This window comes from Agathobaculum sp. NTUH-O15-33, from assembly GCF_033193315.1.
Lineage (GTDB): Bacteria > Bacillota > Clostridia > Oscillospirales > Butyricicoccaceae > Agathobaculum > Agathobaculum faecihominis_A.
Window position 1 is genome coordinate 407,618 of the sequence record NZ_CP136187.1, and the last position, 13,194, is coordinate 420,811.

Consider the following 13,194-nt stretch of genomic DNA (forward strand, 5'->3'; position numbering starts at 1 on the left):
ATGAAGGGTATCCTGCAAAATAGTATCGTCGGGCGGGCGTTGGTCCGCCTGCGCGCTTGGTACCATATGGGTGCGATCGCGGGCTTTTTCGGCAAGGTACGGGATGCTTATGTGGATTCCCGCTTTCGCCGCCTGTGGGAGCATTTTTGCGCCGCCGCGCTGCCAAGCGCGGCGGGAAGCTGCTATGTGCGCTTTTTGGCCGCGCTGCGCCGCCTTATCGAGCGGGTGGGCGATTGGACGCGGCAAAGCGTGGTGTACCGCGCCTGTATCGCGGTCTGGAAGCCGGTCTCAAACTTTCTTGGCGGCGGGGTAATCGGCCGCCTGTGCCGCTTTTTCGGCATCCGCGGCATGCTGCTGACCGCGCTCGCGCTGTATCTGCCGCTGGATTATTTCATCCGCGCGGCGGCGAGCAAGGGCTATCTGCCCGCGTTTACCGCTTCCATCTGGGATGAATGCCTGATGCTCGCGGCGGTCGCTTACATCCTGTGGCACACCGCTATGCGGCGCGCGCCGGTGCAAGGCAGGGCCACGCCGCTGGACGGTTATCTGTTTTTGTTTATTGGCGTTGCGTTTTTCCTAATGTGCGCGGTCTCGCCCATTCCGAAGATCGCGCTGGACGGCTGGCGCGCGGTGGTGCAGTACCTGTTTTGGTTCCTGCTTGTCATCCGCCTGCTGGAGGACGACCGGGATTTCGGTATTTTCTATGGCGCGCTGCTCACCATGGCGATCGTTGTGGCGCTGCACGGCGTTTATCAGTTCATCGTCGCCACGCCCATACCGGCCGCCTGGGTATCCCAGACCGAGCAGGGCGTGCGCACGCGCGTGTTTTCCATCACGGGCAGCCCCAATATCATGGGCAGCCTGTTGGTGCTGTTCGCGCCCATGGCGGCGGGCCTTGCGTATTACTGCAAGAAAATGTGGGTCAAGGTGCTGGCGCTGGGCGCGGCGGGTATCATGTGCATGTCCATCCTGTTCACCTTTTCCAAGGGCGCATGGGGCGGTTTGGCGGTCGCGGTCGTCGTATTCGCGATCTTTTTGGATCGCCGCCTGATCGCCTTGATGGGCGCGGCGGGCGCGGGCGCGTTGATCGCGATTCCCTCGATCGCGAACCGCATCACCTACCTGTTTACCGCGGACTATGTGGAGGCCAGCCAGCGCGCGGGCCGCATGATCCGCTGGGAGACCGGCATTAACCTGCTGCATGAAGCAAACCGCTGGCTGGGCTTTGGTCTGGGCCGTTTTGGCGGCGCGGTGGCCATGCAGAACAAGGTCATAGAAGAGACCGAGACCTTTGAATACTTCTATATGGATAACTACTATCTGAAAACGATGGTGGAAATGGGGTATTTGGGGCTGATCTTCTTTATCATCCTGTTGATCGGTCTGATCATATGGTGCCTGCGTTCGATCGGCCGGACGAAGTTTACCGCGACCGACCGCACGCGCGTGCTCGCGGTATCCATGTTCGCGGGGATGATGGGCGTATTGACGCACTGCTATTTTGAAAATATCTTTGAAGTACCGTACATGATGGCCTACTTCTGGAGCATGGCCGCCGCGGTGCTGTATCTCGGCTATTTTAGAAAAAGGCGCAGTTCCTAGCGACGGCAATCGCACCAAGAACCTGTTTTTTAACGATGAAGCATTTGACGATACAGGACCGCCGCCCTTGCAAGTTCGTCCCCTCTGGCGGTAAAAAACGACTGAAAAGCTTGGCAGAAATAGTTCTGGCCGATCTCGCCGTTTGCTAGTACAAACCGTTCGCGCCTGCATCCATTGCGGCAGAGCGCAAAATAAGGGCAATCCCGACAGGCCGAAGGTACACGGAGAGAGCGTTCGATAAATTTGGCCGCCACAGGCGATTGCAGCATTTCCGCGAAGGATTGCTGACCAATGACGCCGAGTCGCCACTCGTCCAGCACATAGAAGTCGCAAGGATATACTCCGCCGTCGCCTTCTATGACAAATTGCACGGCGCACCGGCCTGTCATACTGCAAGCTTCCGGGCAATGGCCAAGCAGTATGGAGATCCAGTTGTCAAAATATCGAATGCTGATATAGTTTCCGCTTTTTAGTTCCGCATACCACAAATCAAATAGGCGGATCAGGAACTTTCCATATTGCTCGGTGGAAAGAAAGTAGTCGCTTTCTCCTCGGGTTGCTCCTAAGGGTTCCAAACAGGGTATGAACTGCAGCCAGCGAAATCCGTTTTTACGATAAAAGGAATAGATCTGCTGGATAAAACGGGCGTTTCTTCCGGTGACGACACAGAGCACATTATACGCAACGTTATGCTTATTGAAAAGCCGCACGGTGCGCATGACCTGATGAAAGGTTGCCTTTTCATGGGTGTCGATGCGGTTAAAATTATGTAACGCAGCGGGACCATCCAGCGATAGGCCAATCAAAAAATTGTTTTCGTGAAAGAAGACGGCCCATTCTTCTGTCAATGCGTAGCCATTCGTCTGCACATTGTTTTGAATGCGTAGGTTCTTGTGATTGTGCTTTTGCTGTAACGCGATTACATCGCGATAAAAGGAAAGTCCTGCAAGCGTCGGTTCGCCCCCCTGAAAGGAAAAGCTGCAAAAATGATCGGCGTATGCCAAGGCGGAAACAATAATGGTTTCCATGGCATCCAAAGAAAGCGGCCCTGCGAAGGCCTTGTCTCGTTTGGCGGCAACATCCCGGTAAAAGCAATAGCGGCAAGCCATATTGCAAGCCGAAGACGCGGGCTTGATCAATACATGAATCGGTGGCATTTTTAACTCCTTAAACTCTATACGGAACGGAAGTAGACCTGAACGATGTCGTTCAGGTCTACTCAGACTGTCAAAAAACTATTTTTGACAGTCTGTCGATCGAAACAAAGCCCCATTTCGATCGAGAATTCCGGCTTCTGCGCGCGCCTTACAGGTACACTTGAAACCGGTTTGTATAAAAACCGAGATACATGCTCCCGGTTTTTATGGATTTTGCCGCAAAAGGCAAAATCCTATTTTATGCGCGCTGCGGCGCGAAAGGTTCTTTGACAAGATGAGTAGACCTGAACGATGTCATTCAGGTCTACTTTTTTCTTTTTTACATGATAAATCCGAAGACTGCGTATAAAAGGAACGCTGCGCCAAATAGAATCAGGTTATACTGTAGCGACGTCTTGTTCATTTGATACATATCTACGCCAACCAAAGCCGAGGTGACGAAGGTTTCGTCAGAAATAGGAGAGGTTTGCGTCCCGAAGAACGCAGCGCCCCAAGCGGCCGCGATCACGAGCGGCATGCTTGCGCCGTTTGCCAAGGCCCACGGAATCGCGATTGGCATCATGCAGGAAACCGTCCCGAGCGACGTGCCCGTGGCATATCCGATGATGCCGCCGATCAAAAACACCAGCGCGGGCAGAATGGCGGGGGTAATAAGGCTGGCAAAGGTATTGGCAAGATACAGCCCCGTACCGATCGATTGCACCACCGCACCGAACGTCACCGCCATGACTAAGATAATCTCAATTTCCATAGAGGAACTCATACCCTTGAGAAACGCCTTCCATGCTTCGTCCATGGTCATATTTTTAGAAAACACATTCATGCAGATGGTGATGATGCTGGTCACAACGGTACTGAAAAGAATGCCGCCCAGCGCGTCGCCCGCTATAATATTACCGCCGCCGCTATACGCCATATAAGCGAAGGTAAGCGCCAGCAACGCAATGGTAGGAACGAACACAAAGGAAGCGCCGGCTTTTCGTGCGACCACATGCAAATCTTCGTCTTCGCCTTGATATCCGTCTGCATGGAGCAAACCGGTCTCTTTTGCCCGTAGCTCCGCTTTTTTCATGGCGAAAAAGTCCTTGTCAAAAGCGATCATCAGCAAAATCGCCACAACGGCAATGATGCAGTAAAAATTGAGCGGAATGACCGCAAAAAGCATGGCGTTGCTGTCAGCAATCCCGTTAGCAGCCAGCAGCCCCAGCAGCACGCCGCCCCATTGCCCAATGGGAATTAGCCCATTGACGGGAGAGGCTGTGGCACGGATGATATAGGCTTGTTTTACTCTGGATACCCTAAAGTTATCATTCAGCTTTCTGGTGGTCAATGTGGTCAGCACAATGCTCATCATACAGTTCATGTAAAGGATCACGCCGATCACCCAAGTCAAAAACATAGAACCTTTACGAGATTTTACAATTTGCCGTTTCAGCGTAATGTATTCGATAAAGCCGTTGGAACCGCCGGACTGCTCGATCAGTTCAGAAATGCCAAATGACAGAGCCATTACCATTAGTATAATGGCGGCATAGCGTCCCGCGAACGAAGAGATGACCCCTGTCATCGTATTGGTGACGGTTGCGATCGGATGAAACCCCGACATGATAAAAAAGCCTGCGACAGAACCCGCCAATAGTGCAAACACCGCATTTTTTAAGATCAATGCCAACGCGATAGCCAAAACTGGAGGTACTAGCGATAATATGCCGTAGTCTAAGACTTCCACAGAAATCTCCTCCCATCAATTTTCAAATTGCCGTTTGAATTACCGGAACCGCTGGCGCATGGCTTCTCTATCTTTTAGCCGTCTCTCTTGTTCACAAAGCTATTGCGCTCCACATCCGGAAACACATCCCCAAAGCGAACGAATTGTTTATCCGCGGAAGGGCCTGTATTGCCGATCTCCCAGGGCTGCCAGCGGCCGCGCTGCAATGCGTCAACGACCAGACGATTGCGCTTTTGCGCCTGTATGCAGACCGCATGAATGTTTTCCAGATCCCACTTTTCAGCGGCTAAAGCCTTTAACTCTTCCAAAACATCGGCATAAGCGGGGTCTTCAATCATATTTTGGCGTTCCAACGGGTCCTTGTCCAGATCATACAAAGCATCCCCGTATTCCTTGAAATGATTCCATACATACTTATAAGGACCCTTTTTGACCATTAGGCGCGTGCAAAGCGTTCGGTTCTCATTCTGCTCGCAGTATACGGTATCGGTCCAAGAGGCATCCTCTCCATGGAGCAAGGGGAGCAGGCTGTGACCGTCCAAATGATCGTAAAACTGCTCTAACGTATCTCCGCCGGACAATTCGACCATGGTGGGCAGCAGATCGACCAGAGAGGTATTCTCATAACGGCGCTGCGGCGTCAAACGCGAGGGATTGTGGATCAGCAGCGGAACATGAATGGCGTTTTCAAAAAAGCAGTTCTTGTACCACATGCCTCTTTCACCCAACATATCGCCGTGGTCTGCAGTTAAAATGATGATCGTGTTTTCATCTTGTCCGGTTTCTTTCAGGATTTTGCGGAGTTCGCCAATCTTTTCGTCAATATCGCTGATCATGGCGTAATACGCGCGGCGGGCGCGTTTGATCTGTGCATCCGTCAATTCATAAATATCCTGCCGCATACGTTTATGTACGGCCTGACGGCGGATGTCCTGCTCTTCATAAGGGATCATGGGGACCTTGGGCAGATCAATCTCATCATCGCTGTACATATCCCAGAACCGCTGCTTTGCAATATAGGGGTCGTGTGGCTGTGTAAAAGAAACGGTTAACAGAAACGGCTGTTCGGCATGGTCATAGCGCGCAAATTCATACAGTTTACGTTTGGCCTGAAAAAATACTTCTTCGTCATAATCCATTTGCAGGCAATAATCGGCAACGCCGGAGTCAATGACATTCCGGATATCCGTATAGCCGATTTCTTTTTCCGTTTCATAGCGGTATAGCTTGCCGCCGACATCCCAGTTGCAGGTCCATGAAAAGTCGGCGGGATAGGATTCTGTCGTCACTCTGTCCTCGAAACCATGGAGCTGGTCTGGCCCGATGAAGTGCATTTTTCCGCTCAAACAGGTATAGTAGCCATTGGAGCGCAGGTGGTGCGCGAATGTGGGAATACTGGCATGGAATTCGGAGCCATTGTCCCAGTTATCGATCTTAGAGGGAAGCTGCCCGGACATCATGCTAGCGCGGGAAGGGGAACAAATGGGGTATGTGCAGTAGTTGTTGTCAAAAACAACGCCCTCATCCGCAAGCTGTTGAATATTGGGGCTTTTCACCACCGTATTGCCGTAGCAACTTAGCGCGCTGGCGGACAGCTGATCGCACATGAGAAACAGGAAATTGGGTTTCTTGGTCGTGCTCATTTTAAATTCCTCCTTATATGATGAAAACGCAAATGCTTGCCGGGATCACAGAAATACCAGTTGTCGCTGTGAAATAAAAATTCCACTATAGGGCGCTGCCGTTGGGCTTTATGCAGATATGCTTGGTACGGTCGTGCATTCTTTTTAACATTCTTAGGTCCAGCACTAAAAAATAGACCGCGGAGACCGCTAAAATGAGAGGTACCATGATCTTTTTCCAACCGCTTAGTACATTGGAGAAGGTAAGGGCCGCGACTAAAAAGCTAATGATGGTGCGAAGATAAGCCAAATGCGTTCTTTCATAAGCGAGTAAGGTACGATCCAAAGCCAACCAGTCTCGTTGGATCATTTTCCGGTTATCATAGTCATAATTGATGTATTTCATCTTTACCGTTCCCTTAATAAATTCTTCATGAAGGTATGCCTTTGGCGCTGCTGGGCAGACATTGCGCTTTGTACAAATATAGTAATTTTATATCTGGTGTTTGTTGTATTAATCATAGCCTTTCTACGCGAAATATGGAAATACATATATTAAATAAATAATATAGCGATTTTGTTATAAGCGCTGCGTCTTTAAGCTTAAAAGTTATAATTGGAAAAATTTCTAAATCTGAAGCGGATATTTTTTAAATTTGTGCCGTTGCCTGTTGCCAAGGTTGAAAAACATGCTATAATTTAAATAAATCCCGATCTAACCGCAATAAAAATGAGTATGCGGCACACAAACGATGGATAGCCGTTCCGACTATTGGGGGAAGGAATATTGCTATGACCCTTAGACACCTTCGGATCTTTGTCGCGATTTGTGAAACAGGAAGCGCTACCGCTGCGGGAGAAATGCTGTATTTGGCGCAACCATCCATCAGTCTCGCCCTTTCAGAATTGGAATCGCACTACGGCGTTAAGCTCTTTGATCGCATCGGCCGACGATTACAGATCACGCAGGCGGGCCAGTTTTTCCTTCCTAGAGCGATCCAGATCGTCAATCTTTTTGATACCATAACGCAAGAAATGAGTAGCTTGGACTTTAAGGGGACTTTGCGTGTTGGCGCCAGCGTGACCATTGGAACCTACCTTCTGCCTGCCGCCTTAGTCGCTTTCCGCGAACAATTTCCTGATATGGAGGTTATAGTAAGCATCGCGCACTCCGGGAAAATAGAGCAGGATGTTTTGGAGAACAACATCGATCTTGGACTGGTGGAGACCAATATTCAAAACGAGAGCCTGTGCCAACAGCCGATTGCAAGGGATCATATCCTGTGGATCTGTGCGCCTGACCATCCGTTCGCTAATAGTAAAAATGTATCTTTTGAAAAAGTCGTCACACAGCCGATCCTGCTATGGGAGGCTAAAAGCCGCAGACGTTCTCTGCTTGAATCGATCTTCCGGGAAAAGGGCTATATCCTAAATCCAACTTGGCAAAGTATCAGCGCACAGGCGATTTTAAGCGCCGTCATATCCGGAATGGGTATTTCGTTCCTGTCCCGCACGTTAGTTTCGGGGGCGTTGGACCGCGGGGAAATCTCATCGTTTCGTGTTGATAACATGGACTTCTATCGGAATTTTTCAGTAATTCGCAATAAAAACAAGACTGTTTCCCATTCCATGAACGTGTTGATCGACCTTTGCCGTGCACAAGCCGAAAGCAAATGCCTCGCTGTGAGTTTTGATTTTTAAATAAGGAAAACCGCTTAAAAATAAAAGGGCCCGTTGCAACCAGAGTTGCAACGGGCCCTTTTATAAATGAAAACCAGATGTTAAGGCTGATTTTCACTTTGCGATGAATCAGTAGGAGCCTTCATGTTGGTAAGTGCATACTCAATACATTGTCCAATAAAGGCGTTTCGGCTTAAATCCCAGTCTTTTGCGGCTTGCTCTACTGTTTTTAATATTTCGACATCAAGGCTGATAGATATTTGCTCTTTGCGATATTGCTTAGGAATAAAGTTCGACAATTTAAACATCTCCTCTTGTAAAAGAGTAAGGGATATTATATGCTATTTATATGATTATTTATTAATCAAAAATATAATCATAGATAGGGCGGATTGAGATGTCAAACCAACAAAATGAAAACCAAATTTATTTATTTCCCACCTTAACACAAGACATTGATGACGAGTATATTTATCGTCCGTTAGTTGCAGTAGAGCAATATGCGGCTAAGCATTTTGACCAACATCAAAGACTAATGGAACAAGAACAAGCAAGCTTTTGGAAGATGATGGAGGGTCAAGGTAGGGCTTGGATCCAACTTGAGGACGCCCTATTAGAGTATACAGACTTTCTAAACAGCATACGGCGATATTTTTTGTATCATGGCACCCAAATTGCGCTACATGAATTTATGGGTACGCGTAGACGCTGTTGTGAATATTTTGAAGTGATCAATACTGGTATGGCCGGTTTTTTTCGGTCTGACTATATGATAGAGCAACGAGAAGCAGCGTGGAACGGCATAAAAACCATTGCAAAACAAATTAATAAAGAAGATATTGAACGGAAAAATCGCCTGCAACGAGCGAAAAAGAACTTAATGAGCTGCTATTTGTGTGTTATAGCTGGTTATGAGCAAACAATCATAGATATGCTGGGCTTTATTGATACATTTAAACTGGACGAAATATATTTAAAGCAACTTCATAAGACTTTTTGTATTCCGTATGAATCAGACGCATTAAATTGGATTGCAATGCAGTAATGTTAAAGCTTTTTTATTGGAATATAGTGTTTTAAAGTTTTATAGGCAATGCCTGTTTTCAAGAAACTTTACATTGTAAAATGACTTTACACACATTTTACAAACCGCGGCTTTTTGATTTTACATTGTTTTTGTATGATGAATTTGTAATGAAAAACAAGTACACGATCAAAAAGGAGAAATATTGCCCATGAAAAAATCCATTTCCCTACTGCTGGCCGGTTTGATGCTGACCGGCGCGCTCGCGGGCTGCGGCAGCGATGCAAGCACAGAGACCCAGCAGCCGGGCGCGGGTGCCGCCGGCAATGAGGACGGCGGTGTATCCGGCGCGATCACTGTGATTTCCCGCGAGGACGGCTCCGGCACGCGAGGCGCGTTTATCGAGCTGACCGGCGTGGAGGAAAAGAACGAAGCCGGCGAAAAAGGAAGACAACACCACCGCCGACGCGGAAATCGCGAGCAAGACCGACGCGGTGCTCACCAGCGTTGCGTCCAATGAAAAGGCCATCGGCTATGTTTCGCTCGGCTCGCTGAACGACACGGTCAAGGCCGTTCAAGTAGACGGCGTGGAAGCCACCACGGATAATGTAAAGTCCGGTTCCTATAAGCTGGCCCGTCCGTTCAATGTCGCCGTGAAGGGCGAGGCGACCGGCGTTGCCAAGGATTTTATGAATTTCATCATGTCCAAGGAAGGCCAAGCGGTCATCGCGGAGAACAAGTACATCGCGGTGGACGACGCGGCGGAAGCTTTTACGACGGACGGCTCCTCCGGCCAGATCACGGTTGGCGGCTCCTCCTCGGTCGCTCCGGTGATGGAAAAGCTGATCGAAGCCTATCAGGCGCTGAACACGAGCGCGAAGATCGAGCTGCAGTCCTCTGATTCGACCTCCGGCATGACCGGCACGATCGACGGCACCTTTGCCATCGGTATGGCGTCGCGCGAATTGAAGGATGAGGAAAAGACCGAGCTGACCGGCACCGCCATCGCGCTGGACGGCATCGCGGTCGTCGTTAACCCGATGAACGCGGTGAGCGAGCTGTCGATGGACCAGATCAAGAGCATCTATGTCGGCGACGTCACCGAGTGGGGCGACGTTCAGTAACGCAAAAACGGTATATCGCAGGGAGAGGGCGAAAACGGATTTCGCCCTTTCCTCTGTATACGGGGTGAAAATATGAAAGAGTTCCGCGAAAAAGCAATGCACGGCGTGTTTTTTGCCTGCGCGTTCGCATCTATCTTCGCTGTCGCGCTGATCTGTGTGTTTCTGTTTGCAAACGGCCTGCCCGCGATGCAGGAGATCGGCGTGTTCGATTTTCTGTCGGGCGCCAAGTGGAAGCCGGGCAACGATATTTACGGCATATTGCCCATGATTCTCGGCAGTATCTACATCACCGCCGGGGCGATCATCGTGGGCGTGCCGATCGGCCTGCTCACCGCCATTTTCATGGCGTTCTATTGCCCAAAACGCCTGTACGGCGTGCTCAAGCCCTGTACCGAGCTGCTGGCCGGTATCCCTTCCATTGTGTACGGCTTCTTCGGTATGGTCGTGCTGGTGCCGCTGATCAGTAAGGTGGCGGCGCTGCCGGTCTTTGGCCGGGATGTTTCGGGCTCCTCCATACTGGCCGCGTCCATTCTGCTGGGCATCATGATCTTGCCCACCATCATCGGCGTGTCGGAATCCGCGCTGCGCGCCGTGCCCCAAAGCTATTACGAGGGCGCGGTCGCCATGGGCGCGACGCATGAGCGCGCGGTATTCTCCGTCATGCTGCCGGCGGCCCGCTCGGGCGTGCTGGCGGGTGTGGTGCTCGGCATCGGCCGCGCGATCGGCGAGACGATGGCCGTTATCATGGTCGCGGGCAATCAGCCGCGCGTCACGGGCGATCTTTTCAAGGGTATCCGCACAATGACCGCCAATATCGTCATTGAAATGGGCTATGCCTCCGGCCTGCACCGCGAGGCGCTGATCGCGACCGGCGTTGTGCTGTTCGTGTTCATCCTGCTCATCAACCTGACCTTCTCGGTGCTAAAAAGGAGGAAGGATGCATGACAAGCGAGATCGCAATGAAGAAGAAAGCGGCCCATACGGCCACGGTAAAACAAAAAAAGCTGTACGGCCGCGGCAAAGCAAGGGTACAGAAAGGGCTGGTATACGGCGCGGCCGCCATCACCTTTACCGTTTTGCTGTTCCTGATCGGCTACATCTTAATCAACGGCATACCGAATCTGGAAGCCCTCGCTGTTTTCGCTCACGTATACCTCGGATAATGTATCCATGGTGCCCGCGATGATCACGACCGTGCAGATGACGCTGCTTTCGCTGCTCATCGCCGTGCCGCTCGGCCTGTTTACCGCCATTTATTTGAATGAATACGCGTCGCGCGGCAACCGGCTGGTGCATATTATCCGCATTACCACGGAAACGCTGTCCGGCATTCCGTCCATTGTGTACGGCCTGTTCGGCATGCTGTTCTTCGTCACCTACCTGCGTTGGAACTATTCGCTGCTCGCGGGCGCGATGACGCTGGCAATCATGATCCTGCCGCTGATCATGCGCACCGCGGAGGAAGCGCTCATGAGCGTGCCGGATACCTTCCGCGAGGGCTCGTTCGGCCTTGGCGCGGGGCGGCTGCGCACGGTGTTCCGCATCGTGCTGCCCAGCGCCATGCCCGGCATCCTGTCCGGCGTCATACTCGGCATTGGCCGTATTGTCGGCGAAACGGCGGCGCTGATCTTCACCGCGGGCACTATGGCGCAAATTCCGGGCCTGATGCAGTCGGGCCGCACGCTCGCCATCCATATGTACGTGCTCTCGGGCGAGGGCCTGCATATGAACGAGGCATACGCGACCGCGGTCGTGCTGCTGCTCGTCGTGCTATTGATGAACGCGCTTTCCGCGCTCGTCGCCCGCAAGCTTACCAAAAAGTAACGGAGGCAACTATGAATCAGGAGAAGATACAGATCAGGGATATGAACCTCTTTTACGGGGCGTTTCAGGCTCTGCGCGATATCGACCTTGCCATCAAGGAAAAGGAGATCACGGCCTTTATCGGCCCTTCGGGCTGCGGCAAATCAACGCTGCTGCGCTCGCTTAACCGTATGAACGATCTGGTGGAGGGCTGCCGCATCACGGGCGACATTTTGCTGGACGGCGAGGATATTTATAAAAGCGGCGATGTGAACCTGCTGCGCAAACGCGTTGGCATGGTGTTCCAAAAGCCCAATCCGTTTCCCATGTCGATCTACGACAACATCGCCTACGGGCCGCGCACGCACGGCGTGAAAAGCCGCGTGCGGCTGGATGAGATCGTCGAGACCTCGCTCCGGCGCGCCGCGATCTGGGATGAGACCAAGGACAACTTGAAAAAGTCCGCTCTATCCATGTCGGGTGGCCAGCAGCAGCGCATTTGCATTGCCCGCGCGCTCGCCGCCGAGCCCGAGGTGCTGCTCATGGATGAGCCGACCTCGGCACTCGATCCGATCTCGACCTCGAAGATCGAAGACCTTGTGCTGGAGCTGAAAAAAGATTATACTATCGTTATGGTGACGCACAATATGCAGCAGGCCACCCGCGTTTCGGATACGACGGCGTTTTTCCTGCTCGGCGAGATCGTCGAAACAGGCGATACGGAAACGCTGTTTTCGGTGCCGAGGGACAAACGCACCGAGGATTACATCACGGGGAGGTTCGGCTGAATGAGAAACCGATTCGATATACAGCTCGCGGAGCTGAACAACGAACTGATCGTCATGGGCGCGAAGTGTGAAAACGCGATCGCCAGCGCGGTGCGCGCGCTCGTGACCGGCCAGCCCGCGCTCGCGGCGGACGCGGTCGCGGCCGAGCGCGAGATCGACCAGATGGAGCGCACGATTGAAAGCCTATGCCTAAAGTTGCTGCTGCAGCAGCAGCCGGTCGCCTCCGACCTGCGGCTGATCTCGGCGGCGCTCAAGATGATAACGGATATCGAGCGCATCGGCGATCAGGCGGCGGATATCGCGGAGATCGTGCCCTATTTGACGAATACCAAGCGGCAAAGCGTTCATATCGAGCCCATGGCCCGCGCGACGATACAGATGGTGACCGACAGTCTGGACGCGTTTGTTCGCCGCGATCTGGCGCTCGCGCGCCGCGTGATCGAGCAGGACGATGTGGTGGACGATTTGTTCGATAAATGCAAGACCGACCTGATCCGCGAGATCAGCGAGGACCCCGCGGACGGCGAGCGGGTTCTCGATGTGCTGATGGTGGCCAAATATTTGGAACGGATCGGCGACCACGCGACCAACATCGCCGAGTGGGTAGAATTCTCCATCACCGGGGAACATAAGTAAGACCGGGAAACGTGCCGCTGCGGCAAACG

At 51.9% G+C, this 13,194-nt stretch carries 13 protein-coding genes and 1 pseudogene; 9 read left to right on the forward strand and 5 right to left on the reverse strand.

Annotated elements, in window-relative coordinates:
• A complete protein-coding gene (locus tag RWV98_RS02080; protein WP_280963286.1) occupies positions 1–1,602 on the forward strand; it encodes an O-antigen ligase family protein in 1,602 nt (533 codons plus the stop codon).
• 29 nt (positions 1,603–1,631) lie between these two features.
• Here RWV98_RS02080 and RWV98_RS02085 read toward each other — a convergent pair whose 3' ends face one another.
• The 4 genes from RWV98_RS02085 to RWV98_RS02100 form a co-directional block, all read right to left on the reverse strand.
• On the reverse strand, positions 1,632–2,759 hold the full coding sequence (locus RWV98_RS02085; RefSeq protein WP_317863448.1) for an anaerobic sulfatase maturase: 1,128 nt from the start codon (positions 2,757–2,759) through the stop codon (positions 1,632–1,634).
• 319 nt (positions 2,760–3,078) lie between these two features.
• The gene (locus RWV98_RS02090) at positions 3,079–4,488 is read right to left on the reverse strand and encodes a Na+/H+ antiporter NhaC family protein (RefSeq protein WP_317863450.1); all 1,410 of its coding nucleotides are present in this window, start codon (positions 4,486–4,488) and stop codon (positions 3,079–3,081) included.
• Positions 4,489–4,562: 74 nt separating this feature from the next.
• On the reverse strand, positions 4,563–6,131 hold the full coding sequence (gene betC, locus RWV98_RS02095; protein WP_280963289.1) for a choline-sulfatase: 1,569 nt from the start codon (positions 6,129–6,131) through the stop codon (positions 4,563–4,565).
• Positions 6,132–6,216: 85 nt separating this feature from the next.
• A complete protein-coding gene (locus tag RWV98_RS02100) occupies positions 6,217–6,516 on the reverse strand; it encodes a DUF202 domain-containing protein (protein ID WP_280963290.1) in 300 nt (99 codons plus the stop codon).
• A 386-nt stretch (positions 6,517–6,902) separates the two neighbouring features.
• Between RWV98_RS02100 and RWV98_RS02105 the strand changes: the two genes are divergently transcribed.
• On the forward strand, positions 6,903–7,811 hold the full coding sequence (locus tag RWV98_RS02105; protein WP_317863452.1) for a LysR family transcriptional regulator: 909 nt from the start codon (positions 6,903–6,905) through the stop codon (positions 7,809–7,811).
• 80 nt (positions 7,812–7,891) lie between these two features.
• On the opposite strand, the gene RWV98_RS02110 is transcribed toward RWV98_RS02105, so the two are convergent.
• Positions 7,892–8,089, reverse strand: coding sequence for a hypothetical protein (locus RWV98_RS02110; RefSeq protein ID WP_317863454.1), 198 nt, complete (start codon positions 8,087–8,089; stop codon positions 7,892–7,894).
• Between the two features lie 98 nt (positions 8,090–8,187).
• Here RWV98_RS02110 and RWV98_RS02115 point away from each other — a divergent pair, with 98 nt between their 5' ends.
• The 7 genes and pseudogenes from RWV98_RS02115 to phoU all read left to right on the forward strand — a co-directional run bounded on the left by RWV98_RS02115 (position 8,188) and on the right by phoU (position 13,165).
• Complete coding sequence (locus RWV98_RS02115; RefSeq protein ID WP_317863456.1) at positions 8,188–8,835, forward strand: hypothetical protein; 648 nt, start codon at positions 8,188–8,190, stop codon at positions 8,833–8,835.
• 190 nt (positions 8,836–9,025) lie between these two features.
• Positions 9,026–9,334 carry a hypothetical protein gene (locus RWV98_RS19350; protein ID WP_442872090.1) on the forward strand — a complete coding sequence of 103 codons (309 nt, stop codon included), beginning with the start codon at positions 9,026–9,028 and terminating at the stop codon, positions 9,332–9,334.
• A complete protein-coding gene (locus RWV98_RS02120) occupies positions 9,309–9,938 on the forward strand; it encodes a substrate-binding domain-containing protein (RefSeq protein WP_442872091.1) in 630 nt (209 codons plus the stop codon). The genes RWV98_RS19350 and RWV98_RS02120 overlap by 26 nt, the downstream gene beginning before the upstream one ends.
• 72 nt (positions 9,939–10,010) lie before the next feature.
• Positions 10,011–10,883 carry a phosphate ABC transporter permease subunit PstC gene (gene pstC / locus RWV98_RS02125; protein WP_317863458.1) on the forward strand — a complete coding sequence of 291 codons (873 nt, stop codon included), beginning with the start codon at positions 10,011–10,013 and terminating at the stop codon, positions 10,881–10,883.
• A pseudogene (gene pstA, locus RWV98_RS02130) lies at positions 10,880–11,762 on the forward strand (phosphate ABC transporter permease PstA). Before pstC ends, pstA begins: the two are co-directional and overlap by 4 nt.
• Positions 11,763–11,773: 11 nt before the next feature.
• Complete coding sequence (pstB, locus tag RWV98_RS02135) at positions 11,774–12,529, forward strand: phosphate ABC transporter ATP-binding protein PstB (protein WP_317863460.1); 756 nt, start codon at positions 11,774–11,776, stop codon at positions 12,527–12,529.
• On the forward strand, positions 12,530–13,165 hold the full coding sequence (gene phoU, locus RWV98_RS02140; protein ID WP_280963298.1) for a phosphate signaling complex protein PhoU: 636 nt from the start codon (positions 12,530–12,532) through the stop codon (positions 13,163–13,165).
• Positions 13,166–13,194 lie beyond the last annotated feature (29 nt).

What these genes read in the sequence shown, in the direction of transcription:
- RWV98_RS02080 (WP_280963286.1), top strand. Translation starts at nt 1, where the DNA reads ATGAAGGGTATCCTGCAAAATAGTATCGTCGGGCGGGCGTTGGTCCGC.
- RWV98_RS02085 (WP_317863448.1), bottom strand. Translation starts at nt 2,759, where the DNA reads ATGCCACCGATTCATGTATTGATCAAGCCCGCGTCTTCGGCTTGCAAT.
- betC (WP_280963289.1), bottom strand. Translation starts at nt 6,131, where the DNA reads ATGAGCACGACCAAGAAACCCAATTTCCTGTTTCTCATGTGCGATCAG.
- RWV98_RS02100 (WP_280963290.1), bottom strand. Translation starts at nt 6,516, where the DNA reads ATGAAATACATCAATTATGACTATGATAACCGGAAAATGATCCAACGA.
- RWV98_RS02105 (WP_317863452.1), top strand. Translation starts at nt 6,903, where the DNA reads ATGACCCTTAGACACCTTCGGATCTTTGTCGCGATTTGTGAAACAGGA.
- RWV98_RS02115 (WP_317863456.1), top strand. Translation starts at nt 8,188, where the DNA reads ATGTCAAACCAACAAAATGAAAACCAAATTTATTTATTTCCCACCTTA.
- RWV98_RS19350 (WP_442872090.1), top strand. Translation starts at nt 9,026, where the DNA reads ATGAAAAAATCCATTTCCCTACTGCTGGCCGGTTTGATGCTGACCGGC.
- pstC (WP_317863458.1), top strand. Translation starts at nt 10,011, where the DNA reads ATGAAAGAGTTCCGCGAAAAAGCAATGCACGGCGTGTTTTTTGCCTGC.
- pstB (WP_317863460.1), top strand. Translation starts at nt 11,774, where the DNA reads ATGAATCAGGAGAAGATACAGATCAGGGATATGAACCTCTTTTACGGG.
- phoU (WP_280963298.1), top strand. Translation starts at nt 12,530, where the DNA reads ATGAGAAACCGATTCGATATACAGCTCGCGGAGCTGAACAACGAACTG.